Annotated in this window: 23 protein-coding genes, 1 pseudogene and 1 riboswitch; of the genes and pseudogenes, 19 read left to right on the plus strand and 5 right to left on the minus strand. The window is 70.7% G+C overall.

Going from position 1 to position 25,224, the window contains the following annotated elements; translation table 11 throughout:
- The first annotated feature begins 7 nt into the window (after window positions 1-7).
- The 8 genes from lepB (at window position 8) to ACIQNU_RS26220 (ending at window position 6,981) form a co-directional block, all read left to right on the plus strand.
- Entirely contained in the window at window positions 8-739 is a 732-nt protein-coding gene (gene lepB / locus ACIQNU_RS26185) for a signal peptidase I (protein ID WP_401370927.1), read from the plus strand.
- A gap of 37 nt (window positions 740-776) precedes the next feature.
- Window positions 777-1,286 carry an NUDIX hydrolase gene (locus tag ACIQNU_RS26190; protein ID WP_401371144.1) on the plus strand — a complete coding sequence of 170 codons (510 nt, stop codon included), beginning with the start codon at window positions 777-779 and terminating at the stop codon, window positions 1,284-1,286.
- Between the two features lie 55 nt (window positions 1,287-1,341).
- Window positions 1,342-1,650: a DUF2469 domain-containing protein gene (locus ACIQNU_RS26195; protein ID WP_003965949.1), complete on the plus strand. Its 309-nt coding sequence runs from the start codon at window positions 1,342-1,344 to the stop codon at window positions 1,648-1,650.
- 192 nt (window positions 1,651-1,842) lie between these two features.
- Window positions 1,843-2,205 (plus strand): YraN family protein, encoded by a 363-nt coding sequence (locus ACIQNU_RS26200; protein ID WP_401370929.1) that lies wholly within the window; start codon window positions 1,843-1,845, stop codon window positions 2,203-2,205.
- Window positions 2,205-3,830, plus strand: a complete 1,626-nt coding sequence (locus ACIQNU_RS26205) for a YifB family Mg chelatase-like AAA ATPase (protein WP_401370932.1) — start codon at window positions 2,205-2,207, stop codon at window positions 3,828-3,830. The genes ACIQNU_RS26200 and ACIQNU_RS26205 overlap by 1 nt, the downstream gene beginning before the upstream one ends.
- Window positions 3,831-3,946: 116 nt before the next feature.
- Complete coding sequence (gene dprA, locus ACIQNU_RS26210; RefSeq protein WP_401371147.1) at window positions 3,947-5,119, plus strand: DNA-processing protein DprA; 1,173 nt, start codon at window positions 3,947-3,949, stop codon at window positions 5,117-5,119.
- A 293-nt stretch (window positions 5,120-5,412) separates the two neighbouring features.
- On the plus strand, window positions 5,413-6,249 hold the full coding sequence (whiG, locus tag ACIQNU_RS26215; RefSeq protein ID WP_389894293.1) for an RNA polymerase sigma factor WhiG: 837 nt from the start codon (window positions 5,413-5,415) through the stop codon (window positions 6,247-6,249).
- Window positions 6,250-6,423: 174 nt separating this feature from the next.
- Window positions 6,424-6,981: a TetR/AcrR family transcriptional regulator gene (locus ACIQNU_RS26220; RefSeq protein WP_401370935.1), complete on the plus strand. Its 558-nt coding sequence runs from the start codon at window positions 6,424-6,426 to the stop codon at window positions 6,979-6,981.
- A 91-nt stretch (window positions 6,982-7,072) separates the two neighbouring features.
- Here ACIQNU_RS26220 and ACIQNU_RS26225 read toward each other — a convergent pair.
- Window positions 7,073-7,702: pseudogene (locus ACIQNU_RS26225) on the minus strand (peptidoglycan DD-metalloendopeptidase family protein); the annotation flags it as partial.
- Between the two features lie 276 nt (window positions 7,703-7,978).
- On the opposite strand from ACIQNU_RS26225, the gene rpsB reads away from it, so the two are divergent.
- From rpsB to ACIQNU_RS26270, 9 genes are all read left to right on the plus strand, one after another.
- Window positions 7,979-8,917 carry a 30S ribosomal protein S2 gene (rpsB, locus tag ACIQNU_RS26230; RefSeq protein ID WP_401370938.1) on the plus strand — a complete coding sequence of 313 codons (939 nt, stop codon included), beginning with the start codon at window positions 7,979-7,981 and terminating at the stop codon, window positions 8,915-8,917.
- Window positions 8,918-9,120: 203 nt separating this feature from the next.
- The gene (gene tsf / locus ACIQNU_RS26235) at window positions 9,121-9,966 is read left to right on the plus strand and encodes a translation elongation factor Ts (RefSeq protein ID WP_401370941.1); all 846 of its coding nucleotides are present in this window, start codon (window positions 9,121-9,123) and stop codon (window positions 9,964-9,966) included.
- A 252-nt stretch (window positions 9,967-10,218) separates the two neighbouring features.
- Window positions 10,219-10,995: a UMP kinase gene (gene pyrH, locus ACIQNU_RS26240; protein WP_401370943.1), complete on the plus strand. Its 777-nt coding sequence runs from the start codon at window positions 10,219-10,221 to the stop codon at window positions 10,993-10,995.
- Window positions 10,996-11,211: 216 nt separating this feature from the next.
- Window positions 11,212-11,769, plus strand: coding sequence for a ribosome recycling factor (gene frr / locus ACIQNU_RS26245; protein WP_389894303.1), 558 nt, complete (start codon window positions 11,212-11,214; stop codon window positions 11,767-11,769).
- Window positions 11,769-12,917: a phosphatidate cytidylyltransferase gene (locus tag ACIQNU_RS26250; protein WP_401370946.1), complete on the plus strand. Its 1,149-nt coding sequence runs from the start codon at window positions 11,769-11,771 to the stop codon at window positions 12,915-12,917. Before frr ends, ACIQNU_RS26250 begins: the two co-directional genes overlap by 1 nt.
- A 131-nt stretch (window positions 12,918-13,048) precedes the next feature.
- Window positions 13,049-14,155: a 23S rRNA (adenine(2503)-C(2))-methyltransferase RlmN gene (rlmN, locus tag ACIQNU_RS26255; protein WP_401370949.1), complete on the plus strand. Its 1,107-nt coding sequence runs from the start codon at window positions 13,049-13,051 to the stop codon at window positions 14,153-14,155.
- A 73-nt stretch (window positions 14,156-14,228) separates the two neighbouring features.
- A riboswitch (TPP riboswitch) is annotated at window positions 14,229-14,347 on the plus strand.
- Between the two features lie 80 nt (window positions 14,348-14,427).
- The gene (locus tag ACIQNU_RS26260; protein WP_401370951.1) at window positions 14,428-15,534 is read left to right on the plus strand and encodes a thiamine ABC transporter substrate binding subunit; all 1,107 of its coding nucleotides are present in this window, start codon (window positions 14,428-14,430) and stop codon (window positions 15,532-15,534) included.
- Window positions 15,510-17,216: an ABC transporter permease gene (locus ACIQNU_RS26265; RefSeq protein ID WP_401370954.1), complete on the plus strand. Its 1,707-nt coding sequence runs from the start codon at window positions 15,510-15,512 to the stop codon at window positions 17,214-17,216. Before ACIQNU_RS26260 ends, ACIQNU_RS26265 begins: the two co-directional genes overlap by 25 nt.
- Window positions 17,216-18,277, plus strand: a complete 1,062-nt coding sequence (locus ACIQNU_RS26270; protein WP_401370956.1) for an ABC transporter ATP-binding protein — start codon at window positions 17,216-17,218, stop codon at window positions 18,275-18,277. The genes ACIQNU_RS26265 and ACIQNU_RS26270 overlap by 1 nt, the downstream gene beginning before the upstream one ends.
- A 40-nt stretch (window positions 18,278-18,317) precedes the next feature.
- Here the strand turns inward: ACIQNU_RS26270 and ACIQNU_RS26275 are convergent, their stop codons facing one another.
- The 4 genes from ACIQNU_RS26275 to ACIQNU_RS26290 form a co-directional block, all read right to left on the minus strand.
- A complete protein-coding gene (locus ACIQNU_RS26275; protein ID WP_401370959.1) occupies window positions 18,318-19,484 on the minus strand; it encodes a hypothetical protein in 1,167 nt (388 codons plus the stop codon).
- Window positions 19,466-20,203 carry an ABC transporter ATP-binding protein gene (locus ACIQNU_RS26280; protein WP_401370962.1) on the minus strand — a complete coding sequence of 246 codons (738 nt, stop codon included), beginning with the start codon at window positions 20,201-20,203 and terminating at the stop codon, window positions 19,466-19,468. Before ACIQNU_RS26280 ends, ACIQNU_RS26275 begins: the two co-directional genes overlap by 19 nt.
- 214 nt (window positions 20,204-20,417) lie before the next feature.
- Window positions 20,418-21,797: an aspartate aminotransferase family protein gene (locus ACIQNU_RS26285; RefSeq protein WP_401370965.1), complete on the minus strand. Its 1,380-nt coding sequence runs from the start codon at window positions 21,795-21,797 to the stop codon at window positions 20,418-20,420.
- Entirely contained in the window at window positions 21,782-22,294 is a 513-nt protein-coding gene (locus tag ACIQNU_RS26290) for an Lrp/AsnC family transcriptional regulator (protein WP_401371150.1), read from the minus strand. Before ACIQNU_RS26290 ends, ACIQNU_RS26285 begins: the two co-directional genes overlap by 16 nt.
- 173 nt (window positions 22,295-22,467) lie before the next feature.
- Here ACIQNU_RS26290 and ACIQNU_RS26295 point away from each other — a divergent pair, with 173 nt between their 5' ends.
- Together ACIQNU_RS26295 and ACIQNU_RS26300 are read left to right on the plus strand one after the other, a co-directional pair.
- A complete protein-coding gene (locus ACIQNU_RS26295; RefSeq protein ID WP_401370968.1) occupies window positions 22,468-23,907 on the plus strand; it encodes a gamma-aminobutyraldehyde dehydrogenase in 1,440 nt (479 codons plus the stop codon).
- A 118-nt stretch (window positions 23,908-24,025) separates the two neighbouring features.
- Entirely contained in the window at window positions 24,026-25,213 is a 1,188-nt protein-coding gene (locus ACIQNU_RS26300) for an extracellular solute-binding protein (RefSeq protein ID WP_401370971.1), read from the plus strand.
- Window positions 25,214-25,224: the final 11 nt, after the last annotated feature.

Here is a 25,224-nt window from a genome sequence, read left to right on the forward strand (position 1 = left end):
ACCGGACATGAGCGGGACACGTCGTACGGACGAGGGCCATGGCAGGCTCGGCAGCGTGCTGTCGGGACTGGCCGTGGCCCTCGGCTGTGTGCTCTTCCTCGGCGGATTCGTGTGGGGTGCCCTCGTGTACCAGCCGTACACCGTGCCGACCGAGTCCATGACGCCGACGATCGGCGCGGGCGACCGGGTGCTCGCCGAGCGCATCGACGGCGACCAGGTGCACCGTGGTGACGTGGTCGTGTTCAACCAGACCACCTGGGGCGACCTCCCCATGGTGAAGCGGGTCGTCGCGGTCGGCGGTGACACGGTCACCTGCTGCACCGACGGCAAGCTGACCGTCAACGGCAAGCGGATCGACGAACCGTATCTGCCGGCCGGCCAGGCGGCCTCCCTCACCGGCATCCCCAAGACGGTCGTCCCCGAGGGCCGCCTCTTCCTCCTCGGCGACGAGCGCAGCGGCTCCCTCGACTCGACGGCCCACCTCCAGGACGTCGGCGGTGGCGCCGTACCGCGCAGCGCGGTGACCGCGCGCGTGGATGCCGTCGTCTGGCCCATGGACGGCATGCTGCAACGGCCGCACGGCTTCGACGTGGTGCCCGGCGGTCTGTCGCAGCCGGGGCCCCTGCGGATCATGCTCACGCTGGTCGTGGTGGGGGCGGTCCTGGTACTGGGCGGGGCCGCGTACGGGCCGCTGGCGAAACGGGCCGCGCGGCGGAGGGAGCCGGCCGGTGTCGGCTGAGTCGGGAGGGGAGCCGACGGGCGACGCGGCGCGGGCGGTGGCACGGGACGCGGCACGCGGGGATGTCGCGCTGCGGCGGGTGGCGCGGGTCGTGCTGCTCGACCCGGACCAGCGGATCCTGCTGCTGCACGGTCATGAGCCGGAGGACCCGTCCGACGCCTGGTGGTTCACGCCCGGCGGCGGTCTGGAGGGCGACGAGACCCGCGAACAGGCCGCGCTGCGGGAACTCGCCGAGGAGACCGGCATCACGGACGTCGCACTGGGTCCGGTCCTGTGGCACCGGGTCTGCTCCTTCCCCTTCGCGGGGCGCCGCTGGGACCAGGACGAGTGGTACTACCTGGCCCGTACGACACAGACGGCGACCGCCGCGACCGCGCTGACCGACCTGGAACGGCGCAGTGTCGCGGGAGCACGCTGGTGGACGTGCCAGGAGTTGGCCGAGGCGCATGAGACGGTGTACCCGACCAGACTCGCCGAGCTGCTCCGCAGGCTGCTCGACGAAGGCCCCCCGGCCGTTCCCGAGACCTTGGACACCGAAATCGTCTAGGGGCACGCGGTGCTGGCGCACAATGGGGGGACGCACGGCTGAAGGGGAACATGCCATGAGCGCCGAGGACCTCGAAAAGTACGAGACCGAGATGGAGCTGAAGCTCTACCGGGAGTACCGCGATGTCGTCGGTCTGTTCAAATACGTGATCGAGACCGAGCGGCGTTTCTACCTCACCAATGACTACGAGATGCAGGTCCACTCGGTCCAGGGCGAGGTGTTCTTCGAGGTGTCGATGGCGGACGCCTGGGTGTGGGACATGTATCGGCCGGCCCGCTTCGTGAAGCAGGTGAGGGTGTTGACGTTCAAGGACGTGAACATCGAGGAGCTGAATAAGAGTGATCTGGAGCTTCCGGGGGGCTGAGCGGGCCTGGAGGGTTCGTGACCGGGCCTGGAGGGTCCGTCGCGGGGCCTGAGGGGGTCCGTCACGGGGCCCGAGGGGTGACGGTGCTTCGCTCGGACGGGTGACGCGATTGTCCACAATCGCGAGGTTGTCCACCAAGATCCAATAGCTTGCCGCTCCGGCCGCACTGTGGGTGCCGGAGGTGGTGCCGACATGAACGCACGAGGTGCACTCGGCAAGTACGGCGAAGAGCTGGCCGCGCGGCGGCTGACCGAGGCCGGTATGACGGTCCTGGAGCGGAACTGGCGCTCGGGCAGGACCGGAGAGATCGACATCGTGGCCCGCGAGGGCGACACCCTGGTGGTCTGTGAGGTCAAGACCCGCAGGGAGCGCTCCTTCCAGCATCCGATGGCCGCGCTCACCCCGGTCAAGGCGGAGCGTCTGCGGGGGCTCGCGGAGCGCTGGGTCCAGGAACACGGGGGCGCGCCACCCGGTGGTGTCCGGATCGACCTCGTCGGCATCCTCGTCCCGCGCCGCGGCGCACCCGAGGTCGAGCATGTGCGGGGGGCGGCCTGATGGGATTCGCCCGTACGTGCTCGGTGGCCCTGGTCGGTGTCGAGGGTGTCGTCGTCGAGGTCCAGGCCGACCTGGAACCGGGCGTCGCCGCCTTCACCCTGGTGGGCCTGCCCGACAAGAGCCTGAGTGAGAGCCGCGACCGGGTCAGGGCCGCGGTCGTCAACTCCGGCGGGGAGTGGCCGCAGAAGAAGCTGACGGTGGGGCTGAGCCCGGCCTCCGTCCCCAAGAGCGGCAGCGGCTTCGACCTCGCCGTGGCGAGCGCGGTGCTCGGCGCGTCCGAGCGCATCGACCCTCGGGTGCTCGCCGACATCGTGATGATCGGCGAACTGGGCCTCGACGGCCGGGTCCGCCCGGTCCGCGGCGTCCTGCCGGCGGTCCTCGCGGCGGCCGACGCGGGGTACGAACAGGTGGTGGTCCCGGAGAGCACGGCGGCGGAGGCGTCGCTCGTGCCCGGCATCTCGGTGCTGGGCGTGCGCAGCCTGCGCCAGCTCATCGCCGTACTCACCGACGAGCCCGTGCCGCACGAGGAACCCGACCAGACGGGCCGCCCCGACCCGCTGCTCGCCGGTCTGTGTCTGCCCGGGGCCGGGCTGGGCGGAGGTCTGTCCGCGCTCGGCGCGGGCGGCCTCGATCAGGCCCATGACTTCGCGGACGTCGTCGGCCAGCAGTCGGCGCGTACGGCGGTGGAGGTGGCCGCAGCCGGCGGCCACCATGTGTTCCTCCAGGGACCGCCGGGCGCGGGCAAGACGATGCTCGCGGAGCGGCTGCCGTCGATCCTGCCGCCGCTGCCCAGGGCCCAGTCCCTGGAAGTCACGGCGATCCATTCCGTCGCGGGCATGCTGCCCCCGGGCAAGCCCCTGGTGGACATCCCGCCGTACTGCGCCCCGCACCACTCGTCGACGATGCAGTCACTGGTCGGCGGCGGCGCGGGCATCGCCCGCCCCGGAGCCGTGTCTCTCTCCCACCGGGGTGTGCTGTTTCTGGACGAGGCTCCGGAGTTCAGCGGGCAGGCCCTGGACGCCCTGCGGCAGCCTCTGGAGTCCGGGCATGTGGTGATCGCGCGCAGCGCCGGGGTGGTGCGGTTTCCGGCCCAGTTCATGATGGTGCTGGCGGCGAACCCGTGCCCCTGCGGACGCTTCAACCAGGCCGGTGACGGGTGTGACTGCACGCCGTCGGCGATCCGCCGCTATCAGGCGCGGCTCTCGGGGCCGCTGCTCGACCGCGTAGACCTCCGTGTCCAGGTCGAGCGGGTCACCCGGGCCGAACTGACGGCGGTGGGCACCGGGGGCGAGACGACCAGAACTGTCGCCGACAGGGTCCGCGCGGCGCGGGAGCGGGCGGCCCTGCGGTTGGGGGAGACCCCCTGGCGGACGAACGGCGAGGTGCCCGGCCATCTGCTGCGCACCCGCTGGCGCCCCGAGCCCGGTTCCATGGCCGAGCCCGAACGGTGCCTGGAGCGAGGGCTGTTGACCGCACGGGGACTGGACCGGGTCCTGCGCGTGGCCTGGACGATCGCGGACCTGGCGGGGCGCGGCCGACCCGACAAGACCGACGTCGACCTGGCCCTGCAACTGCGGACCGGAGTCCCCCGCGGGGTGCCCCTGGCGATCGGGGCGCCGGGATGACGGCGACCACCGGCCCCGGCGACGGCGCCGGGCCGGATAAGGGCGCCGAGCCGGTCGGCGGTACCTGCCCTGACGACGGCGCCGGCCCGTCCGACGGGTCGGCGTCTGTCCTTGGGATGGCCCCCGCCGCCGGCCCCGGACCCGCCGATGACGAAGAGCGGCTCGCCCGGATCGCCCTCACCCGAGTCATCGAACCCGGTGACGAGGTGGGCGGACGGTGGCTGCGGGAGTACGGGCCGGTGACCGTGGCGCGGCGGTTGCGGCGGGGCGGGGAGCCGTTGCCCGGGGTCACCGCGGTCCGCTGGGCAGGGTTGTGTGCCCGTGCCGAGCGGATGCGTCCGCGCCGGGATCTGGCGACCGCCGAGGAGGCCGGGGTGCGGTTCCTGTGCCCCGGTGACGGTGAATGGCCGGCCCAGCTCGACGACCTGGGCGACACCCGGCCCACCGGGCTGTGGGTGCGGGGCGGTCCCAGCCTGCGGATATGGGCCCTGCGCTCCGTCGCCGTGGTCGGCGCGCGGGCCTGTACCGAGTACGGCGCGCACATGGCCGCCCGCCTCGCGGCGGGCCTCGCCGAACAGGGCTGGGTCGTCGTCTCGGGCGGGGCGTACGGCGTCGACGGTGCCGCACATCGCGGCGCCCTCGGGGCGGGCGGGGCCACGGTCGCGGTGCTGGCCTGCGGGGTCGACCGGCCCTATCCCCGGGGGCACGCCCGGCTGATCGGGCGGATCGCGGAACAGGGGCTGGTCGTGGGTGAGTTGCCGCCCGGTGACCATCCGACCCCGAGCCGGTTCATCCTGCGCAACCGTGTGATTGCCGCGCTCACCCGGGGCACGGTCGTCGTGGAGGCCGCGTACCGCAGTGGTGCTCTCTCGACGGCCCGCAGCGCCGGGCACCTCGGGCGGATCACCATGGGCGTGCCGGGGCCCGCCACCAGTGGGCTCTCGGCGGGGGTGCACGAGCTGCTGCGGACCGATGCCGTCCTGGTCACCGACGCGGCGGACGTCGTGGAACTCGTCGGGGGCATCGGGGAGCTGGCGCCACCCCGGCGCGGGCCCGTCCTGCCACGCGATCTGCTCGCCCCGGCCACCGCCCGTGTGCTCGCCGCGCTGCCCGCCGACCGCCCGGCGGGTCCGGCGGACATCGCGCGCGACGCGACGACGACCGAGGACGACGCGATCGGCCGACTGTACGAGCTTCACTCACTGGGGTTCGTCGAACGACACGGCGACGGCTGGCAGTTGACACGCCAGACAATAAGCGCGACACCACGACTTGGGTACGGAGAGTGATCGATACAACCCCTGGCATGTGCAGAATCGCTTTGACCTCGGGAGATGGATGAAGTGACGCAGTGTCACCGTCGCGCTGAGTGAGTGATCCGACGCGTCCGATGTCCTAACGGAACGTATCTGCGCAGGTGTGATCCCCTGGCCTTCGCACACTGCGACACTCCAGTCACGCTACGCTCACAAGGATTCCGACTCCGACCGACGGCGCACAGACGGCCTCGTCAGGTGTCCTGAACCGTGCGGACACCTCATCGGCCCCACCCAGCACACGGCAGAACGGCACAAGGCGACGAATGCCCCAGCACACCTCCGGGTCTGACCGGGCGGCTGCTCCCCCCGCAGCCCGCGGCAGCGTGCGCCCGCCCGCCCCGACGACACTCGACGAATTGTGGAGGTCGTACAAGGCGACAGGCGACGGACGGTTGCGCGAGCAGCTGATCCTGCACTACTCACCGCTGGTGAAGTACGTCGCGGGCCGGGTGAGCGTCGGGCTCCCGCCCAATGTCGAACAGGCCGACTTCGTGTCCTCGGGCGTCTTCGGGCTCATCGACGCGATCGAGAAGTTCGACGTCGAACGCTCGATCAAGTTCGAGACATACGCGATCACCCGGATCCGGGGCGCGATGATCGACGAGCTGCGCGCCCTGGACTGGATCCCCCGGTCGGTACGGCAGAAGGCGCGCAACGTCGAGCGGGCCTACGCCACGCTGGAGGCGCAGCTCCGGCGCACCCCCTCGGAGAGCGAGGTGGCCTCCGAGATGGGTATCGCGCTGGAGGAACTGCACGCGGTGTTCAGCCAGTTGTCGCTGGCCAATGTGGTGGCCCTGGAGGAGCTGCTGCACGTCGGCGGCGAGGGCGGCGACCGGCTCAGCCTGATGGACACCCTGGAGGACCACGCCGCCGACAACCCCGTCGAGGTCGCCGAGGACCGGGAGCTGCGGAGGTTCCTCGCCCGCGCGATCAACACGCTGCCCGAGCGCGAGAAGACCGTCGTCACCCTCTACTACTACGAGGGCCTCACCCTCGCCGAGATCGGACACGTCCTCGGCGTGACCGAGAGCCGGGTGAGCCAGATCCACACCAAATCGGTCCTTCAGCTCCGGGCCAAGCTGGCGAGTTTCGGCCGGTGACCCGTGCGTCGGCAGGGCGCTGAATCGTCCCTGCCGTCCGCCCGGCGGGCGCGACCGCACCCCGCCGACCAGGTGTCCTCGGTGGCTGATCAGGACAGATCCGTACCGTGCCCGTTCCCGTGGTGGGGTCCGCGTCCGTACAGTAGGGGCGTGCCAAGGATTCGAGCGGCCTCTGTGGCCGAGCACCGTTCGATGCAGCGCGGCGCCCTCCTGGACGCCGCACGGTCGCTGCTGTCCGAAGGGGGTACGGAGGCGCTGACCTTCCCCGCCCTCGCCGAGCGCACCGGTCTCGCCCGGTCCTCCGTGTACGAGTACTTCCGGTCCCGGGCCGCCGTCGTGGAAGAACTCTGCGAGGTCGACTTCCCCGTCTGGGCCGCCGAGGTCGAGGCCGCCATGGCCGGCGCCGCGAGCCCCGAGGGCAAGATCGAGGCGTATGTCCGGCAGCAGCTGGCGCTGGTCGGGGACCGGCGGCACCGCGCGGTGGTGGCGATCTCCGCGAGCGAACTGGACGCGGGGGCCCGCGAGAAGATCCGGGCCGCGCACGGCGGGCTGGTCGCGATGATCGCCGAGGCGCTGCGTGCGCTGGGGCACGAGGAGCCGAGGCTCGCGGCGATGCTGCTCCAGGGGATCGTGGATGCGGCAGCGCGACGGGTCGAGCTGGGTGCGGCCGAGGAGCCATCGGCCATCGCCGATGCCGCGGTCGCGATGGCGCTGCGGGGCGTGGGCGGCTGAACCGCCGGCGTGTGCGCCGTGCGGTGCGCGGTGCCGTGCGCCCCGGAACCCCAGCGGTGCGTCTGCCTGCCCCTGGATCCGAGTTCGACCCGCCGGTCAGGGGCAGTAGGCGGGACGGTCCTCTGGTCAGTAGCCAGGGTGGGAGCAGGGACAGCGGGTTCAGATAGGTCCGGCCCCGGAGCAGGCCCCAGTGCAGGCAGGACGCCGGGCAGTGGCCGACCCGGCCCGCACCGGCCCCGCCTGGCGCAGCACCCGGTGGGCGTTCCACATGGCCCACGATCTGCCCCGCCGCGACCTCGTCGCCCCGCTCCACCACCGCCCGAACCGGCTCGTACGTCGTGCGCAGGGGCGGGACCCCCGTCGCGGTCAGCTCCAGTGCGATCACGCCGCGTCCCGCGACCCGGCCCGCGAAGGACACCCGGCCCGCGGCGACCGCGCGCACCGCCGCACCGGGCGCCGCCGCCAGGTCCACTCCCCGGTGGCCCGCGCCGTACTCGGTGACGGGCGGTTCCCAGCCCCGTACCACCGCCGGGCGCACCCCCACCGGCCACCCGCGGCCCACCGCCGGAACCGCACCCACCGCACCCACCGCACCGCCGGACCCCGCGCCGCCCGGCGCCGCCGCGAGCAGCGCCCACACGGTCACCAGCGCCACGAAGCCGACGGCCCAACTGCGCCAGGGCGCACCTCGGGCGCCGCTCCCTCCCCGTTCGCATTCCATCCCCGAACGGTCCCGTACCGCAGCGGGATGTGGGGATCATGGCCGTGATCTGTGGACTACCGGCCAGTTGTGGACAACGCCGTCACCCGGTGCCTCGCGGGTCCCGTACACTTCATGTGGCGATCCGGGTCACCGGGTCGACTTCGCACGCCCCGACATGAGCCCCTCTTCGGCCATGTCCGCGCTCCTCGGTCCCTTGTGGCACAGCGCGCCGGGGCGTCAGGCGCGACCGCCGTCCGGCGGATGCGACAACCGAGTACCAAGGAGAACACGGCCATGGCCGTCGTCACGATGCGGGAGCTGCTGGAAAGCGGCGTCCACTTCGGTCACCAGACCCGCCGTTGGAACCCGAAGATGAAGCGTTTCATCTTCACGGAGCGCAACGGCATCTACATCATCGACCTGCTCCAGTCGCTGTCGTACATCGACCGCGCCTACGAGTTCGTCAAGGAGACCGTCGCCCACGGCGGCACGGTCATGTTCGTCGGTACGAAGAAGCAGGCGCAGGAGGCCATCGCGGAGCAGGCCACCCGCGTCGGCATGCCCTACGTCAACCAGCGCTGGCTGGGTGGCATGCTCACCAACTTCTCGACCGTCTACAAGCGCCTCCAGCGCCTCAAGGAGCTTGAGCAGATCGACTTCGAGGACGTGGCCGCCTCCGGCCTCACCAAGAAGGAGCTGCTGGTCCTCTCGCGCGAGAAGGCCAAGCTGGAGAAGACCCTCGGCGGTATCCGCGAGATGTCCAAGGTGCCCAGCGCCGTCTGGATCGTGGACACCAAGAAGGAGCACATCGCTGTCGGTGAGGCCCGGAAGCTCAACATTCCCGTCGTCGCCATCCTCGACACGAACTGTGACCCCGACGAGGTCGACTACAAGATCCCGGGCAACGACGACGCGATCCGCTCCGTCACCCTGCTCACCCGCGTGATCGCCGACGCCGTCGCCGAGGGCCTCATCGCCCGTTCCGGTGTCGCCACCGGTGACTCGAAGCCGGGCGAGAAGGCCGTCGGCGAGCCGCTGGCCGAGTGGGAGCGCGACCTGCTCGAAGGCGAGAAGAAGGCCGACGACGAGGCCGAGAAGCCCGCCGAGGCCGCTGCCGCCGAGAAGCCGGCCGAGGCCGCCGCCGAGGCTCCCGCCGACGCTCCGGCCGCCGAGGCCCCCGCTGCCGAGGCTCCCGCCGTCGAGGCCCCGGCCGCCGACGCCGAGCAGGGCTGACCGCAGGCCACGGCAGGCCGCGAGCCGGGCTGATCCGAGACCGGACACGACGGCGGGGGCGGTGACATCCACTCCGCCCCCGCCGTCCACCCGTAGGTCGGCGGGAGGACACACCGGCCTGCACAGCTAGCCGGTGTCCCCCGTAGATCCCGGTGACCCCGCAGATCTTCGATCTTCCAGACTTCGAGAAAGATTCAAGACTCATGGCGAACTACACCGCCGCCGACGTCAAGAAGCTCCGTGAGCTGACCGGCGCCGGCATGATGGACTGCAAGAAGGCGCTGGACGAGGCCGACGGCAATGTCGAGAAGGCCGTCGAGCTGCTCCGCGTGAAGGGCCAGAAGGGCGTCGCCAAGCGCGAGGGCCGCTCCGCCGAGAACGGCGCCGTCGTCTCCCTCATCGCCGATGACAACACCTCCGGCGTGCTCCTTGAGCTGAAGTGCGAGACCGACTTCGTCGCCAAGGGCGACAAGTTCCAGGCCGTCGCGAACGCTCTCGCCACGCATGTCGCCAAGACCTCCCCGGCCGACATCGAGGCGCTCCTCGCCTCCGAGATCGAGCCCGGCAAGACCGTCCAGGCGTACGTCGACGAGGCCAACGCCAACCTCGGCGAGAAGATCGTCCTGGACCGCTTCGCGCAGTTCACCGACGGCTATGTCGCGGCGTACATGCACCGCACCATGCCCGACCTCCCGCCGCAGATCGGTGTCCTGGTCGAGCTGGACAAGGACAACGACGAGGCCGCCGCCGTCGCCCGGAGCGTCGCGCAGCACATCGCCGCCTTCGCGCCGAAGTACCTCTCCCGCGAGGACGTCCCCGCCGACGTCGTCGAGGCCGAGCGCCGCGTCGCCGAGGAGACCTCGCGCAACGAGGGCAAGCCCGAGGCCGCGCTCCCCAAGATCGTCGAGGGTCGCGTCAACGGCTTCTTCAAGGAGGTCACCCTCCTGGACCAGCCCTTCGCGCACGACAACAAGAAGTCCGTCCGTAAGGTCCTGGACGAGGCCGGTGTCACCCTGAAGCGCTTCACGCGCATCAAGGTCGGCATCTGAGTCCGTACCGCGATCGCCGCCGACCCCGCTAGGGTCGACAGCAGTCGCCCGCGTACGGACCGCCGTACGTGACGTACGGACGTCCGGCCTGTGCGTCGCGCACGGCACGTGCGGCACGCACGCGACGGACGACCGCAGATCTGACGAGGAGGCCATTGCCGCGCATGGGTTGCCACCAACACCCCACCGGCAATGGCCTTCTTCGTATGTGCACCACGTATACGTGCACCAAGTAAAAGGGGCGAGAACTCCATGACCACCAAAGCCCAGGGCGCCGAGAAGGGCGCGAAGAGCGGCGACGGCAAGATCGCCGGGCGCTTTCTGCTGAAGCTCTCAGGCGAGGCGTTCGCCGGCGGCGGGGGACTGGGCGTCGACCCCGACGTGGTGCACAAGATCGCCCGCGAGATCGCCGCCGTCGTCCGGGACGGCGCCGAGATCGCCGTCGTCATCGGCGGCGGCAACTTCTTCCGCGGCGCCGAACTCCAGCAGCGCGGCATGGACCGGGCCCGCTCCGACTACATGGGCATGCTCGGCACCGTCATGAACTGCCTCGCCCTCCAGGACTTCCTGGAGAAGGAAGGCATCGACTCGCGCGTGCAGACCGCCATCACCATGGGACAGGTCGCCGAGCCCTACATCCCGCTGCGCGCCGTACGGCACCTGGAGAAGGGCCGCGTCGTCATCTTCGGCGCCGGTATGGGCATGCCGTACTTCTCCACCGACACCACCGCCGCCCAGCGCGCCCTGGAGATCGACGCCGAGGCGCTCCTCATGGGCAAGAACGGCGTCGACGGGGTCTACGACTCCGACCCCAAGACCAACCCCGACGCGGTGAAGTTCGACGCGCTCGGCTACGGCGAGGTCATCACCCGGGACCTCAAGGTCGCCGACGCCACCGCGGTCACCCTCTGCCGGGACAACAAGCTGCCCATCCTCGTCTTCGAACTCCTCACCGAAGGCAATATCGCCCGCGCCGTCAAGGGTGAGAAGATCGGCACGCTCGTGGGCGACCAGGGCTCCCGGACCTGACCCAAGGCCGCCCGGGACGGTTCCGGGCAGCACCCTGGAGGAACCTGGGCAGCACCCCGGAGGAGTCCGGGGACCGCTCTGGAGGACCCGGGGGCCGCCCTCGCCCTGGAGGGATGGACAAAGCCCTGCCGGTCGGGAACCGTGCAGGAAAAGACACGACGCAGCCGGCCGCCGCCCACGGGAGCCGGGCCTACTCAAGACACGCAGGAGCAAGTGGTGATCGAAGAGACCCTCCTTGAAGCCGAGGAGAAGATGGAGAAGGCCGTCGTCGTCGCCAAGGAGGACTTCGCCGCGATCCGCACCGGCCGTGCGCACCCGGCGATGTTCAACAAGATCGTGGCCGACTACTACGGCGCGATGACGCCGATCAACCAGCTGGCCTCGTTCTCGGTGCCCGAGCCGCGTATGGCCATCGTGACGCCGTTCGACAAGAGCGCGCTGCGCAACATCGAGCAGGCCATCCGCGATTCGGACCTCGGTGTCAACCCGAGCAACGACGGAAACATCATCCGGGTGAACTTCCCGGAGCTGACCGAAGAGCGCCGCAGGGACTACATCAAGGTCGCCCGCACCAAGAGCGAGGACGCGAAGATCTCGATCCGCGCCGTGCGCCGTAAGGCCAAGGAGACCATCGACAAGCTGATCAAGGACGGCGAGGTCGGTGAGGACGAGGGCCGCCGCGGCGAGAAGGAGCTGGACGACACCACGGCCAAGCATGTCGCCCAGGTGGACGAGCTGCTGAAGCACAAGGAAGCCGAGCTGCTCGAAGTCTGATGAACGACTCTTCCTGGGGCGCGCCGTCGCAGGCCGGGTACGCCGGGCCATGGGCCCCGGCCGACCGGGGACCCGCCCGGGGGGCGGCCCCGGCGGGTCCTGCATACGATGCGCATGAAGCCCTGCATCCTTCAGAGAAGCGGCCCATGCCCACCGTGCCCGACATACCCGCGCCCGGCGGGAACCAGGACGACGACCGGGGGGCCGCTCGGCTGAGCGGTCCCCCGGGCCGCGACGACAGCCTCCACCTGTCACCGCCGCCGGTGACGCCGCACAGGTCACAGGAGCCCATGCCCAGCGCCCCCCAGCCGCCGCCCTCCGCACCGCAGAAGAAGAGCGCGGGACGTGACCTGGGCGCGGCCATAGGAGTCGGCGTCGGACTCGGTGCGGTCATTGTCGCGTCGCTGTTCATCGTCAAGGCCGTGTTCGTCGGTGTCATCGCGGTCGCCGTCGTCGTCGGTCTGTGGGAGCTGACGTCGCGGCTCAAGGAGCGCAAGGGCATCGAGGCGCCCCTGATCCCGCTCGCCGTCGGCGGCGCCGCCATGGTCGTCGCCGGGTACGCGCGCGGTGCCGAGGGCGCCTGGGTCGCGATGGCGCTCACCGCGCTCGCGGTGCTCGTCTGGCGGATGACGGAACCGCCCGACGGCTATCTGAAGGACGTCACGGCCGGCGTTTTCGCCGCCTTCTACGTGCCCTTCCTCGCGACCTTCGTGGCGATGATGCTCACCGCTCACGACGGGCCCCAGCGGGTGCTGACCTTCCTGCTCCTGACCGTCGTCAGCGACACCGGCGCCTATGCCATCGGCTGGCGCTTCGGCAAGCACAAGCTCGCCCCGCGCATCAGCCCCGGCAAGACGCGCGAGGGCCTGATCGGCGCCGTCACCTTCGCGATGGCGGCCGGCGCGGTCTGCATGCACTTCCTCATCGACGACGGCACCTGGTGGCAGGGGCTGCTCCTCGGCCTCGCCGTCGCGGCCAGTGCCACGCTCGGCGACCTCGGCGAGTCGATGATCAAGCGGGATCTCGGTATCAAGGACATGGGCACCGTGCTGCCGGGGCACGGCGGGATCATGGACCGGCTCGACTCCCTGCTGCCGACGGCGCCGGTGGTGTGGCTGCTCCTTGTGGTCTTCGTGGGGTCGGCCTGAGCTGCATAGTGCCGGTCTGATCTTCGTACGGCCGTCTGACCTGCGCTTTTCCCGTCAAGAAGGTGGTCCGGGGGCTCGTTGTCCACAGGGTGGCGAGCCCCTTCTCGTATCTCTGCGACACTGGTACGACCATGCCAGTACCCGGAGAACTCACTTTCGTCGCGCCCCGTGGAGCCAAGAAGCCGCCGCGGCACCTCGCCGATCTCACGCCCGCCGAGCGCAGGGAAGCCGTCGCCGCGGTCGGTGAGAAGCCGTTCCGTGCCAAGCAGCTCTCGCAGCACTACTTCGCGCGGTATGCCCACGATCCCGAGCAGTGGACCGACATCCCGGCGGCCTCGCGCGGCAAGCTCCAGGAAGCGCTGCTGCCGGAGCTGATGTCCGTCGTACGGCACATCAGCTGCGACGACGACGCCACCCGGAAGACTCTGTGGCGGCTGCACGACGGCACGCTGGTCGAGTCCGTCCTGATGCGCTATCCGGACCGGGTCACCATGTGCATCTCCTCGCAGGCCGGCTGCGGAATGAACTGCCCGTTCTGCGCCACCGGGCAGGCCGGGCTCGACCGCAATCTGTCGACCGCCGAGATCGTGCACCAGATCGTGGACGGCATGCGTGCCCTGCGCGACGGCGAGGTGCCGGGCGGCCAGGAGCGGCTGTCCAACATCGTCTTCATGGGCATGGGCGAGCCCCTCGCCAACTACAACCGCGTCGTCGGCGCCATCCGCCGGCTCACCGACCCCGAGCCCGACGGCCTCGGTATCTCGCAGCGCGGCATCACCGTCTCCACGGTCGGCCTGGTCCCCGCGATGCTCCGCTTCGCCGACGAGGGCTTCAAGTGCCGCCTCGCCCTGTCGCTGCACGCGCCCGACGACGAGCTGCGCGACACCCTCGTGCCCGTCAACACCCGCTGGAATGTCCGCGAAGTCCTCGACGCGGCCTGGGAGTACGGCGCGAAGTCGGGCCGCCGCATCTCCATCGAGTACGCGCTGATCCGCGACATCAACGACCAGGCGTGGCGCGGCGACCGGCTCGGGCGGCTCCTCAAGGGGAAGCGGGTGCACGTGAATCTGATCCCGCTGAACCCGACGCCCGGCTCCAAGTGGACGGCGTCCCGCCCCGAGGACGAGAAGGCTTTCATCGAGGCCATCGCGGCGCACGGCGTGCCGGTCACCGTCCGGGACACCCGCGGTCAGGAGATCGACGGCGCCTGCGGCCAACTCGCGGCCTCGGAGAGGTAGACCGGCGCCGGAAACCTCCCGTGGACCTGCCGGTGAACGCTGCGGGTACGCTGGGGCCGGTACGTACATCTTCATATTCCGACAGGGGAGCGCCACAGCGCTGAGAGTGTGGCAGCCGGGGAACCGGTGGGCCGCAGACCCTCTGAACCTCGCCCGGGTCATTCCGGGTAGGAAGTTCGGTCACCACTCAAGCTGTTGCGCCCTGCCCGCGTACCCCCGAGGTCGCGGGCAGGGCCGCGTCTCTTCCTGGTCCACTCCAGGAGGACATCTCAGTGAGCACCATCAGGAAGTTCTCGGTCGTCGCCCTGGCGACCGGGCTCGGCATCGGCACGCTCGCCGCATGCGGCGGCGGATCCGGCGACGGCGCGTCGGGCACGGGCTCCGGGTCCGGCTCCGGGTCGAAGACGGTGACGCTCGTCAGCCATGACTCCTTCGCCGCGTCGAAGAGCGTGCTGAAGGACTTCGAGAAGCAGTCCGGCTACCAGGTGAAGATCCTGGAGGACGGCGACGCCGGACAGGCCGTCAACAAGGCGATCCTCACCAAGGACAACCCGCAGGGCGACGTCTTCTTCGGCGTCGACAACACCCTGCTGTCCCGCGCCCTCGACAACGGCCTCTTCCAGCCGTACGAGGCCAAGGGCGCCGACCGGATCCGGCCCGAGGTCCGCGCCGACCAGGCCGGGCACCGGGTGACCCCGATCGATTCCGGCGACATCTGCGTCAACTACGACAAGAAGTACTTCACCGACCACAAGCTCGCGCCGCCGCAGTCCCTGGACGACCTGGCGAAGCCCGCGTACAAGAACCTGCTCGTCACCGAGAACGCGTCCACCTCCTCGCCCGGTCTCGGCTTTCTGCTCGGCACCGCCGCGCGGTACGGCGACGAGGGGTGGCAGGGCTACTGGGACAAGCTGAAGGCCAACGGCCTCAAGGTCGTCGACGGCTGGGAGCAGGCGTACAACGAGGAGTTCTCCGGGTCGGCCGGCGGCAGGAAGGCCGGGGGCGACCGGCCGCTCGTCGTCTCGTACGCGTCGTCGCCGCCCGTCGAGGCCATCTACGCGCAGCCGCAGCCGAAGGAGGCACCCACCGGTGTCGCCACGGGCACCTGCTTCCGGCAGGTCGAGTACGCGGGTCTGCTGAGCAACGCCAAGAACCCGGCGGGCGGCAAGGCGCTCATCGACTTCATGGTCGGCAAGGAGTTCCAGGAGGACATGCCGCTGAACATGTTCGTGGACCCGGTGAGCGAGGACGCGCAGGCGCCCGCCGACTTCGCCAAGTACGCGGTGGAGATCAAGGACCCGCACACCATGGCTCCCGAGAAGATCGCGGCCAATCGTGACCAGTGGGTCAAGGCGTGGACAGCTCTCGTACTGAAGTAGCGGCCGAAGCAGCGGCCGAAGTAGGGGGCGGCTCCCGTACGGGAGTACGGAGGAACGCGACGCGGCTCGGGCTGCTCGCCGTGCCCGTCGCGTTCTTCGCGCTGTTCTTCGCCTATCCCGTCACGGCGATCGTGGCCCGTGGGCTGAAGGTCGACGGGGTGTGGCGGCTGGGGCGGATCGGTGAGGTCCTCGCGCAGTCCGACGTCCAGCACGTGCTGTGGTTCACCACCTGGCAGGCGCTCGCGTCGACCGGGCTGACGCTGCTGATCGCGCTGCCGGGGGCGTATGTCTTCGCCCGGTTCGCGTTCCCCGGCAAGCAGATGCTGCGGGCCGTCGTCACCGTGCCGTTCGTGCTGCCCACGGTCGTCGTGGGCACCGCCTTCCTGGCGCTGCTCGGCCGCGGCGGTCTTCTCGACGGGCTGGCGGGGGTGCGCCTCGACACCACGGTCTGGGCGATCCTGCTCGCGCACGTGTTCTTCAACTACGCCGTCGTCGTCCGCACGGTCGGCGGCCTCTGGTCCCAGCTCGACCCCCGCCAGGAGGAGGCCGCACGGGTACTCGGCGCCTCACGGTTCGCCGCGTGGCGCACGACGACGCTGCCCGCGCTCGCGCCCGCCGTCGCCGCCGCGGCCCTCATGGTGTTCCTGTTCACCTTCACCTCCTTCGGTGTGGTGCAGATCCTCGGCGGACCCGGCTTCTCCACCCTCGAAGTCGAGATCTACCGGCAGACCTCGCAGATCTTCGACCTGGCCACGGCCGCCGTGCTCACCCTCGTGCAGTTCGCCGCGGTCGGCCTGATCCTCGCCGTGCACGCCTGGACCGTGCGCCGCCGCGAGACGGCGCTGCGCCTCGTCGACGCCGCCACGACCGCCCGCCGGCCGCGCGGCGCCGGCCAGTGGGCCCTCCTCGGCGGAGTCCTGCTCACGGTCACGGCCCTGATCCTGGTCCCGCTCGGCGTGCTGGTCCAGCGCTCGTTCGACGGGCCCGACGGCTACGGCCTCACCTACTACCGGGCGCTGACCTCGGCCGACGGCGGCATCTTCCTCGTCGCCCCCATCCACGCCATCGGGAACTCCCTCCTGTACGCGCTCGCGGCCACCGCCATCGCCCTCGTCGTCGGAGGACTTGCCGCCGCCGCGCTGACCCGCCGTGCGGGCCGTCTCGTACGCGGGTTCGACGCGTTGTTGATGCTGCCGCTCGGCGTGTCCGCCGTGACCGTCGGGTTCGGGTTCCTCATCACGCTCGACAAACCGCCGCTCGACCTGCGGACCTCCTGGATCCTGGTACCGCTCGCCCAGGCCCTCGTCGGTGTGCCGTTCGTCGTACGGACCATGCTGCCCGTGCTGCGCGCGGTCGACGGGCGTCTCCGGGAGGCCGCCGCCGTGCTCGGGGCGTCACCGCTGCGGGCCTGGCGTGAGGTGGATCTGCCGATGGTGCGGCGCGCGCTGCTGATCGCTGCCGGGTTCGCCTTCGCCGTGTCCCTGGGCGAGTTCGGGGCGACCGTCTTCATCGCCCGCCCCGACAACCCGACCCTGCCGGTCGCCGTCGCCCGCCTCCTGGGCCGGGCCGGGGACCTCAACTACGGCCAGGCGATGGCCCTTTCGACCCTGCTGATGGTGGTGTGCGCGGTGTCCCTGCTGCTCCTGGAACGCATCCGGACCGATCACACGGGGGAGTTCTGATGACGCTCAGCCTCGACGCCGCCACCGTCCGGTTCGGCGACCGGACCGTCCTCGACGGCGTCGGTCTCGATGTCGCCGAGCACGAGATCGTGTGCGTACTCGGCCCCAGCGGCAGCGGCAAGTCGACACTGCTGCGCGCGGTGGCCGGGCTCCAGGACCTCGACGCGGGACGGGTCCTGCTCGGCGGCCGGGACCAGAGCAGGGTGCCCGCGCACAAGCGGGGCGTCGGGCTGATGTTCCAGGACCATCAGCTCTTCGCGCACCGGGACGTCGGCGGCAATGTCGCCTTCGGGCTGCGGATGCGGGGCGCCACACGGTCCGAACAGGGCGCACGCGTCGAGGAGTTGCTGTCCCTGGTCGGTCTGCCCGGCGCGGGCGGGCGCGCGGTCGGCACGCTGTCCGGGGGCGAGCAGCAGCGGGTCGCCCTGGCTCGCGCGCTCGCGCCGAGCCCCCGGGTGATGCTGCTCGACGAGCCGCTGGGTCAGCTCGACCGGACCCTGCGGGAACGGCTCGTGGTCGAACTGCGGGAACTCTTCGCCGCGCTGGGCACCACCGTGCTCGCCGTGACGCACGACCAGGGGGAGGCGTTCGCGCTGGCCGACCGGGTCGTGGTGATGCGGGACGGGCGTATCGCGCAGAGCGGTACGCCGCTGGAGGTGTGGCAGCGGCCCGCCGACGCGTTCGTGGCCCGCTTCCTCGGCTTCGACAACGTCACCGACGCGACGGTGGCGGGCGAGCGGGCCGAGACGCAGTGGGGCAAGGTGCCGGTCCCGGCGGGGGCGCCCCAGGGGGCCCGTCAGCTCCTGGTACGCCCGGCCGGAGTGCGGCTCGTACCCGAACGGGACGGTCTGGCCTGCGCGGTGACGGCCCGTACCTTCCGGGGCACCCATGTCGCCGTCCACCTCCAGCCCGCGCACGGGCCGCGCCTGGAGGCGGCGTGCGGTCTGCGCGACGCGCCGGAACCGGGGGACCGGGTCGGGGTCACCTTCGACGCGACGGAGGTCGTCGTCCTGGGCCGTGACCCCGACCCGGCGCCGACCCCGGCCCCCGTCCCGTCCTGAGCACCGTCGATGCGGTGGCGCGGTCGGGTCGCCGCCTGCGTCAGCCCGCCAGCGGGGCCGCCGCCAGCTCCGCGATCAGCCAGGTCAGCGGGCCGAACAGCAGGAGCAGCGCGCCCGCGCGCATCGCGACGGCCGTGCGCAGCACCGTGGCGGGCGCGCCGAGCCGCAGCAGCGCCGCCGTCGTGTGGGACCGCGCGTGCTTCGCCTCGACCGACGCCATCCCGAGCGTCGCGAGCGCGCAGCCCACGACGAGCAGCGCGCCGAGCGTGCTCAGCGGACCGGTGTCCGGCTCGGTCCCGGTGTACAGCGTGGCGGCGGCGAACGCCCCCGACGCCACCGCGCACACGACACCCAGCGGGCGCCCGATACGGACCGCCTCCTGCTGGAGGACCCGGCCGCCGAGCAGCCGTACCGCGCCCGGCTTGCCCGCCTGGAGCAGCCGCCCGCACAGATACGTGAGCCCTGGCCCGGCGAGCGCCAGACCGACGGCCGTGACCGCCCAGCCCACCAGGACGCCCAGGGAGCTGCCCGCGAGCCCGCCGGGCAGCCGCAGCCCGGGGGCCGGTCCTGTGCGGCCCGCGTACGTCTCGACGGCGAGCCCCGCCGCGAGCAGCGCCACGCCCCAGGGCAGTCCGGCCGGCGGGCCGGCCGGGGCCTCGGGCCGGTCGGGGTCGTCCGTGTCGGCCGCGGCCTTGACCGGCCGGGGACGCAGCACCACGGCGGTGGTCACGGACGCGGCGATCGGTACCAGGGCGAGCAGCGTGAGCGTCCCGGCGAGCGGCAGCTCCCAGCCGGCGGCGAGCAGCCCGGAAGCGGCACCGTCGAACGGCAGCCCCGTCCCGTCGCCGCGCAGATGCAGGAAGAGCAGCAGCGCCACCACCGAGCCGAGCGAGCACGCCACGGCCGTCGACACGGCCGCGAGGACCATCCGCTGGACGGGCCCGAGCCCCACCGCGGACAGTCCGGGGCGCGGCTGGGTCGCCGGGTCGGTACGGGCGACGGAGACCGCCAGATACACGGTCGCGGCGAGCGGGGCGACGCACCAGGCGAGCCGGAGCGAGGAGCCGGGCGCTGCCTCGGGGTGCCCGAGCGCGTAGCCGAGCGTGCACAGGAGCAGGAAACCGGTACCCGCCGACGCCGCCGCGACCAGGAGCCTGCGGGCCTGGACGGAGGGGCGGGCGCCGCGCGTCAGACGGAGAGCGAGCACGCGGCCCGGCCCTCCTCCACCTCGACGGCGGGCAGATGCACCGTGGTGACGCGCCGCCCGTCGAGCAGCGACACGGTCCGGTCGGCCAGCGCGGCCGTGTCCGGGTCGTGCGTCGCGAGGACGACGGTGATGCCGTGCGAGCGCGCCGCGCTCATCAGCGTGCGCAGTACGTGGGTGCGGTCGGCGCGGTGCAGGGGAGCGGTCGGCTCGTCCGCGAACACCACCGACGGCATGGCGACCAGGGCGCGCGCGAAGGCGATCCGCTGGCGCTGCGCCTGGAGGAGGGCGTGCGGGCGCTTCCGGGCGAGGTGGCCGATGTCCAGGCGCTCCAGCCACTCAAGGGCCGCGGTCTTCGCGGCCCGGCGCGGGGTCCCGGCCAGCATCAGAGGCAGCGCGGTGTTCTCCCACGCGGTCAGCTCGGGGACCAGTCCGGGGCGCGGGTCGATCCAGCCGAACCGGTCACGGCGCAGCCGGTCGCGGACCATCGTGCTCATGGTGTGCACGGGCGTGCTGTTGAACCACACCTCGCCCTGCTGGGGCAGCAACTGCCCGGACAGACACCGCAGCAGCGTCGACTTCCCGCTGCCGCGCGGGCCGCTGACGGCGAGGATCTCGCCCTCACGGACCCCGAGCGAAACGCCCGTGAGCGCGGGCGAGCCGCTGTGCGAGAAGTGCAGGGCTCGCGCCCAGAGCACATCGTTGTCCGGCGGGGCCTCCATGGCGAACACCTCGGTTCCGTTCAGTTCCGCTCCCCCGTACGGGCGAACGAAGGCTGGGCCGATCGGTCACTCGGCACGGTAGGGAACCGCGGGCGGGGGTCCCGGGAAGCACACGGCCCGTGCGCGCCCTTCTCACTCGAATGGGCGCGCACGGGCCGGTGTCGTACAGCTGATCGGATCAGAATCGGTCGCCGGTTCGGAACCGGCCGTCGGATCAGAGCAGGGTCCACGCCTCCGTGAGGACACCGCGGACGATCTGCTCGATCTCGTCGAACGTGGACTGGTCCGAGATCAGCGGCGGCGAGAGCTGGATGACCGGGTCGCCTCGGTCGTCGGCCCGGCAGTACAGGCCGTTCTCGAACAGCTTCTTGGAGACATGGCCGTAGAGGATCCGCTCGGACTCCTCGTCGTTGAAGGACTCCTTGGTGGCCTTGTCCTTCACCAGCTCGATGCCGTAGAAGAAGCCGTTGCCGCGGACGTCGCCGACGATCGGCAGGTCGTGCAGCTTCTGGAGGGTCGACAGGAACGCGCCCTCGTTCTCCAGGACGTGCTTGTTCAGGCCCTCGCGCTCGAACAGGTCGAGGTTGGCGAGCGCGACCGCCGCCGAGACCGGGTGCCCGCCGAAGGTGTAGCCGTGCAGGAAGGTGTTGTCACCCTTGTAGAACGGCTCGGCGATGCGGTCCGAGACGATGCAGGCGCCGATCGGGGAGTAGCCCGACGTCATGCCCTTGGCGCAGGTGATCATGTCCGGGACGTAGCCGAACTTCTCGCAGCCGAACATGGTGCCGAGGCGGCCGAAGGCGCAGATGACCTCGTCCGAGACGAGCAGTACGTCGTACTGGTCGCAGATCTCGCGGACCCGCTGGAAGTAGCCGGGCGGCGGCGGGAAGCAGCCGCCCGCGTTCTGCACGGGCTCCAGGAAGACCGCGGCGACCGTCTCCGGGCCCTCGAACAGGATCTGCTGCTCGATCTGGTCGGCGGCCCAGCGGCCGAACCGCTCGGGGTCGTCGCCGTGCTCCGGGGCGCGGTAGATGTTGGTGTTCGGCACCTTGTGCGCGCCGGGGACCAGCGGCTCGAAGGGCGCCTTCAGGGCGGGCAGGCCGGTGATGGACAGGGCGCCCTGCGGGGTGCCGTGGTAGGCCACCGCGCGGGAGATCACCTTGTACTTGGTGTGCTTGCCCTGGAGCTTGAAGTACTGCTTGGCCAGCTTCCAGGCGGTCTCGACCGCCTCACCGCCACCGGTGGTGAAGAAGACCTTGTTGAGGTCGCCGGGCGCGTGGTGCGCCAGGCGCTCCGCCAGCTCGATGGCCTTCGGGTGCGCGTACGACCACACCGGGAAGAAGGCGAGTTCCTGCGCCTGCTTGAAGGCGGTCTCGGCCAGCTCGGTGCGGCCGTGTCCGGCCTGGACGACGAACAGACCCGCGAGACCGTCGAGGTAGCGCTTTCCCTGGTCGTCGTAGATGTAGGTGCCCTCGCCACGCACGATGGTGGGAACGGGCGCGTTCTCGTACGAGGACATGCGGGTGAAGTGCATCCACAGGTGGTCGTACGCGGTTCGGCTGAGGTCCTTGCTCACGGCTATCGGGTTCCCCACATATAGGTCTGCTTCTTGAGCTTCAGGTAGACGAAGCTCTCGGTGGAGCGCACCCCGGGAAGGGCCCGGATGCGTTTGTTGATGACGTCCAGGAGGTGGTCGTCGTCCTCGCAGACGATCTCCACCAGGAGGTCGAACGAGCCCGCGGTCAGCACCACGTACTCGACTTCGGCCATGTCCGACAGCACGTCGGCCACGGGGTCCAGATCGCCCTCGACGTTGATGCCGACCATGGCCTGTCTGCGGAAACCCACGGTGAGCGGGTCCGTGACGGCGACGATCTGCATCACGTTCTGGTCGAGCAGCTTCTGGACGCGCTGGCGCACGGCCGCCTCGGAGAGGCCCACCGCCTTGCCTATGGCGGCGTACGGCCGGCGGCCGTCCTCCTGGAGCTGTTCGATGATGGCTAGGGAGACGGCGTCGAGCTGGGGGGTGCCGTTCCCGTTCCTGGTGTCCCTGGGGTCTGCGCTGCGACTGGCCACCAGGTCACTGTGCACGAGGTCTCGTCGGTTCCGCAAGGCTCAATCGATGAAATTCGTTGTTTGAGACTTCTGGTGTCACGGATTTCGTAGCGAGTACTGGCCGGGTATGTTGAAAGCGTTAGTCACTCACTAGCATCCGACTAGGGTGGATGTCTCACCCATCGGACATCTGACTGGAGGGCCTGGCAGTGACCACCGAGTTGCGTCGTCTGCGTAATTACATCGACGGAGAGTTCCGGGACGCCGCCGACGGACGGACCACCGAGGTGGTCAATCCCGTGACGGGCGAGGCGTACGCCACGGCACCGCTGTCCGGGTCGGCGGACGTCGACGCGGCCATGGCCGCGGCCGATGCCGCCTTCCCCGCCTGGCGCGACCTCACGCCCAGTGAGCGTCAGCGGGCGCTCCTCAAGATCGCGGACGCGTTCGAGGAGCGGGCCGAGGAGCTGATCGCCGCCGAGGTCGAGAACACCGGCAAGCCGGTCGGGCTCACCCGCAGCGAAGAGATCCCGCCCATGGTCGACCAGATCCGGTTCTTCGCGGGCGCCGCCCGGATGCTCGAAGGCCGCTCGGCCGGCGAGTACATGGAGGGTCTGACCTCGATCGTGCGGCGCGAGCCGATCGGCGTCTGCGCCCAGGTCGCCCCCTGGAACTACCCCATGATGATGGCGGTCTGGAAGTTCGCCCCGGCGCTCGCCGCGGGCAACACCGTCGTCCTCAAGCCCTCCGACACCACCCCGGCGTCGACCGTCCTGATCGCCGAGATCATCGGGTCGATCGTGCCCAAGGGCGTCTTCAACGTCATCTGCGGCGACCGTGACACGGGCCGCGCGATGGTCGAGCACCCGACCCCGGCGATGGCCTCCATCACCGGTTCGGTGCGGGCGGGCATGTCCGTCGCCGAGTCCGCGTCGAAGGACCTCAAGCGGGTCCACCTGGAGCTGGGCGGCAAGGCTCCCGTCGTCGTGTTCGAGGACACCGACATCGCCAAGGCCGTCGAGGACATCTCGGTCGCCGGCTTCTTCAACGCCGGCCAGGACTGCACCGCAGCCACCCGCGTACTCGTCCACGAGTCCATCCACGACGAGTTCGTCCAGGCGCTCGCCAAGGCCGCCGCCGACACCAAGACGGGTCAGCCGGACGACGAGGACGTGCTGTACGGCCCGCTCAACAACCCCAACCAGCTCGCGCAGGTCACCGGTTTCATCGACCGGCTGCCCGCGCACGCCAAGGTCCAGGCGGGCGGCCACCGCGTCGGCGACAAGGGCTTCTTCTACGCCCCGACCGTCGTCTCCGGCCTCCAGCAGGACGACGAGATCATCCAGAACGAGGTCTTCGGCCCCGTCATCACCGTCCAGTCCTTCACGGACGAGGCCCAGGCCGTGGCGTACGCGAACGGCGTGGACTACGCCCTCGCGTCCTCGGTGTGGACGAAGGACCACGCGCGCGCGATGCGCATGTCCAAGGTCCTCGACTTCGGCTGTGTGTGGATCAACACCCACATCCCGCTGGTCGCCGAGATGCCGCACGGCGGCTTCAAGAAGTCCGGTTACGGCAAGGACCTTTCGGCGTACGGCTTCGACGACTACACGCGCATCAAGCACGTGATGACGTCGATCGAGGGCTGATGTCTTCCGGTCTGCCGACCGGGGGCTGACGGTCCCGGTTCGAACGACGAGTTCGCGGGGCGGGCAGTGGACACCTTGTCCATTGCCCGCCCCGCCGCTTCCTGGGGAGGGTGGAGGCATGGTGGATCACGCGCGTCACGCGCTGTCACGTCGTACGGTGCTCAGATCGCTCGGCACCGCCGGGGCCCTGGGCGCGCTCGCGGGGTGCGGGGTGCCCGCCGCGTACATCGCGCCGGGGGACCGCTCGGCCGACGACCGCTCCGCGCACGACAAGCGGCTGACCTTCGCCAACTGGCCGCTGTACATCGACGTCGACGACGACGATCCCGGGAAGCGGCCCACGCTCGCCGCCTTCCAGAAGGAGACCGGCATCTCGGTGAAGTACACCGAGGAGATCAACGACAACGACGAGTTCTTCGGGAAGATCAGCCCTTCCCTGATGAACCACCAGCGCACCGGGCGCGACCTGATCGTCATCAGCGACTGGATGTGCGCCCGTTTCGTACGGCTCGGCTGGGTGCAGGAGATGGACCGGTCCCGGCAGCCCAACGTCACCAAGTACCTGGACCCGCTGCTGCGTTCCCCGCACTTCGACCCGGGCCGCAAGTGCACCGTGCCGTGGCAGTCCGGCATCACCGGAATCGCGTACAACAAGCGCCGGGTCGGCCGGGAGATCCGGCACGTGTCCGACCTGTGGGCCGACGACCTCAAGGGGCGCGTGACGCTGCTGTCCGGCCTGGACGAGGCGTTCGCGCTGCTGATGCAGGGCAACGGGGTCGACATCACCCGCTGGAAGGCCGCCGACTTCGACAAGGTCTGCGAGCAGGTCGACAAGCTGGTGCGGACGCAGCACATCCGCCGCTTCACCGGCAACGACTACATCAAGGACCTCTCCAGCGGAGACGTCCTCGCCTGCCAGGCGTACTCCGGCGACGTCATCCAGCTCCAGGCGGACGACCCCGACATCGAGTTCGTGGTGCCCGACGAGGGCGCCGAACTCTGGTCCGAGTCGTTGATGATCCCCAACCTGGCAGCGCACAAGGGCAACGCGGAAGCACTCGTCGACTACTACTACGAACCCGAGGTCGCCGCCGAACTCGCCGCCTGGGTCAACTACGTCTGCCCGGTCCCCGCCGCCCGCGACGTCCTCGCTTCCTCGAAGGACAAGGACCTCGCCGCCCTGGCGGAGGACCCCCTGATCTTCCCGGACGACGCGATGCGCGACCGCCTCGCGATAGCCCGCGACATCACTCCAAACGAACGGGTGGAGTTCGCGAAGCGGTGGAATGGGATCGCGGGGTTGTAGGGGACGGGCAT

It is taken from the genome of Streptomyces sp. NPDC091292, assembly GCF_044757265.1.
Lineage (GTDB): Bacteria > Actinomycetota > Actinomycetes > Streptomycetales > Streptomycetaceae > Streptomyces.

Bases quoted from the DNA above. Each gene is read 5' to 3' on its own strand.
- lepB (WP_401370927.1), top strand. From the start codon at position 8: ATGAGCGGGACACGTCGTACGGACGAGGGCCATGGCAGGCTCGGCAGC.
- ACIQNU_RS26195 (WP_003965949.1), top strand. From the start codon at position 1,342: ATGAGCGCCGAGGACCTCGAAAAGTACGAGACCGAGATGGAGCTGAAG.
- ACIQNU_RS26200 (WP_401370929.1), top strand. From the start codon at position 1,843: ATGAACGCACGAGGTGCACTCGGCAAGTACGGCGAAGAGCTGGCCGCG.
- ACIQNU_RS26205 (WP_401370932.1), top strand. From the start codon at position 2,205: ATGGGATTCGCCCGTACGTGCTCGGTGGCCCTGGTCGGTGTCGAGGGT.
- dprA (WP_401371147.1), top strand. From the start codon at position 3,947: ATGGCCCCCGCCGCCGGCCCCGGACCCGCCGATGACGAAGAGCGGCTC.
- whiG (WP_389894293.1), top strand. From the start codon at position 5,413: ATGCCCCAGCACACCTCCGGGTCTGACCGGGCGGCTGCTCCCCCCGCA.
- rpsB (WP_401370938.1), top strand. From the start codon at position 7,979: ATGGCCGTCGTCACGATGCGGGAGCTGCTGGAAAGCGGCGTCCACTTC.
- tsf (WP_401370941.1), top strand. From the start codon at position 9,121: ATGGCGAACTACACCGCCGCCGACGTCAAGAAGCTCCGTGAGCTGACC.
- pyrH (WP_401370943.1), top strand. From the start codon at position 10,219: ATGACCACCAAAGCCCAGGGCGCCGAGAAGGGCGCGAAGAGCGGCGAC.
- ACIQNU_RS26250 (WP_401370946.1), top strand. From the start codon at position 11,769: ATGAACGACTCTTCCTGGGGCGCGCCGTCGCAGGCCGGGTACGCCGGG.
- rlmN (WP_401370949.1), top strand. From the start codon at position 13,049: ATGCCAGTACCCGGAGAACTCACTTTCGTCGCGCCCCGTGGAGCCAAG.
- ACIQNU_RS26270 (WP_401370956.1), top strand. From the start codon at position 17,216: ATGACGCTCAGCCTCGACGCCGCCACCGTCCGGTTCGGCGACCGGACC.
- ACIQNU_RS26280 (WP_401370962.1), bottom strand. From the start codon at position 20,203: ATGGAGGCCCCGCCGGACAACGATGTGCTCTGGGCGCGAGCCCTGCAC.
- ACIQNU_RS26300 (WP_401370971.1), top strand. From the start codon at position 24,026: ATGGTGGATCACGCGCGTCACGCGCTGTCACGTCGTACGGTGCTCAGA.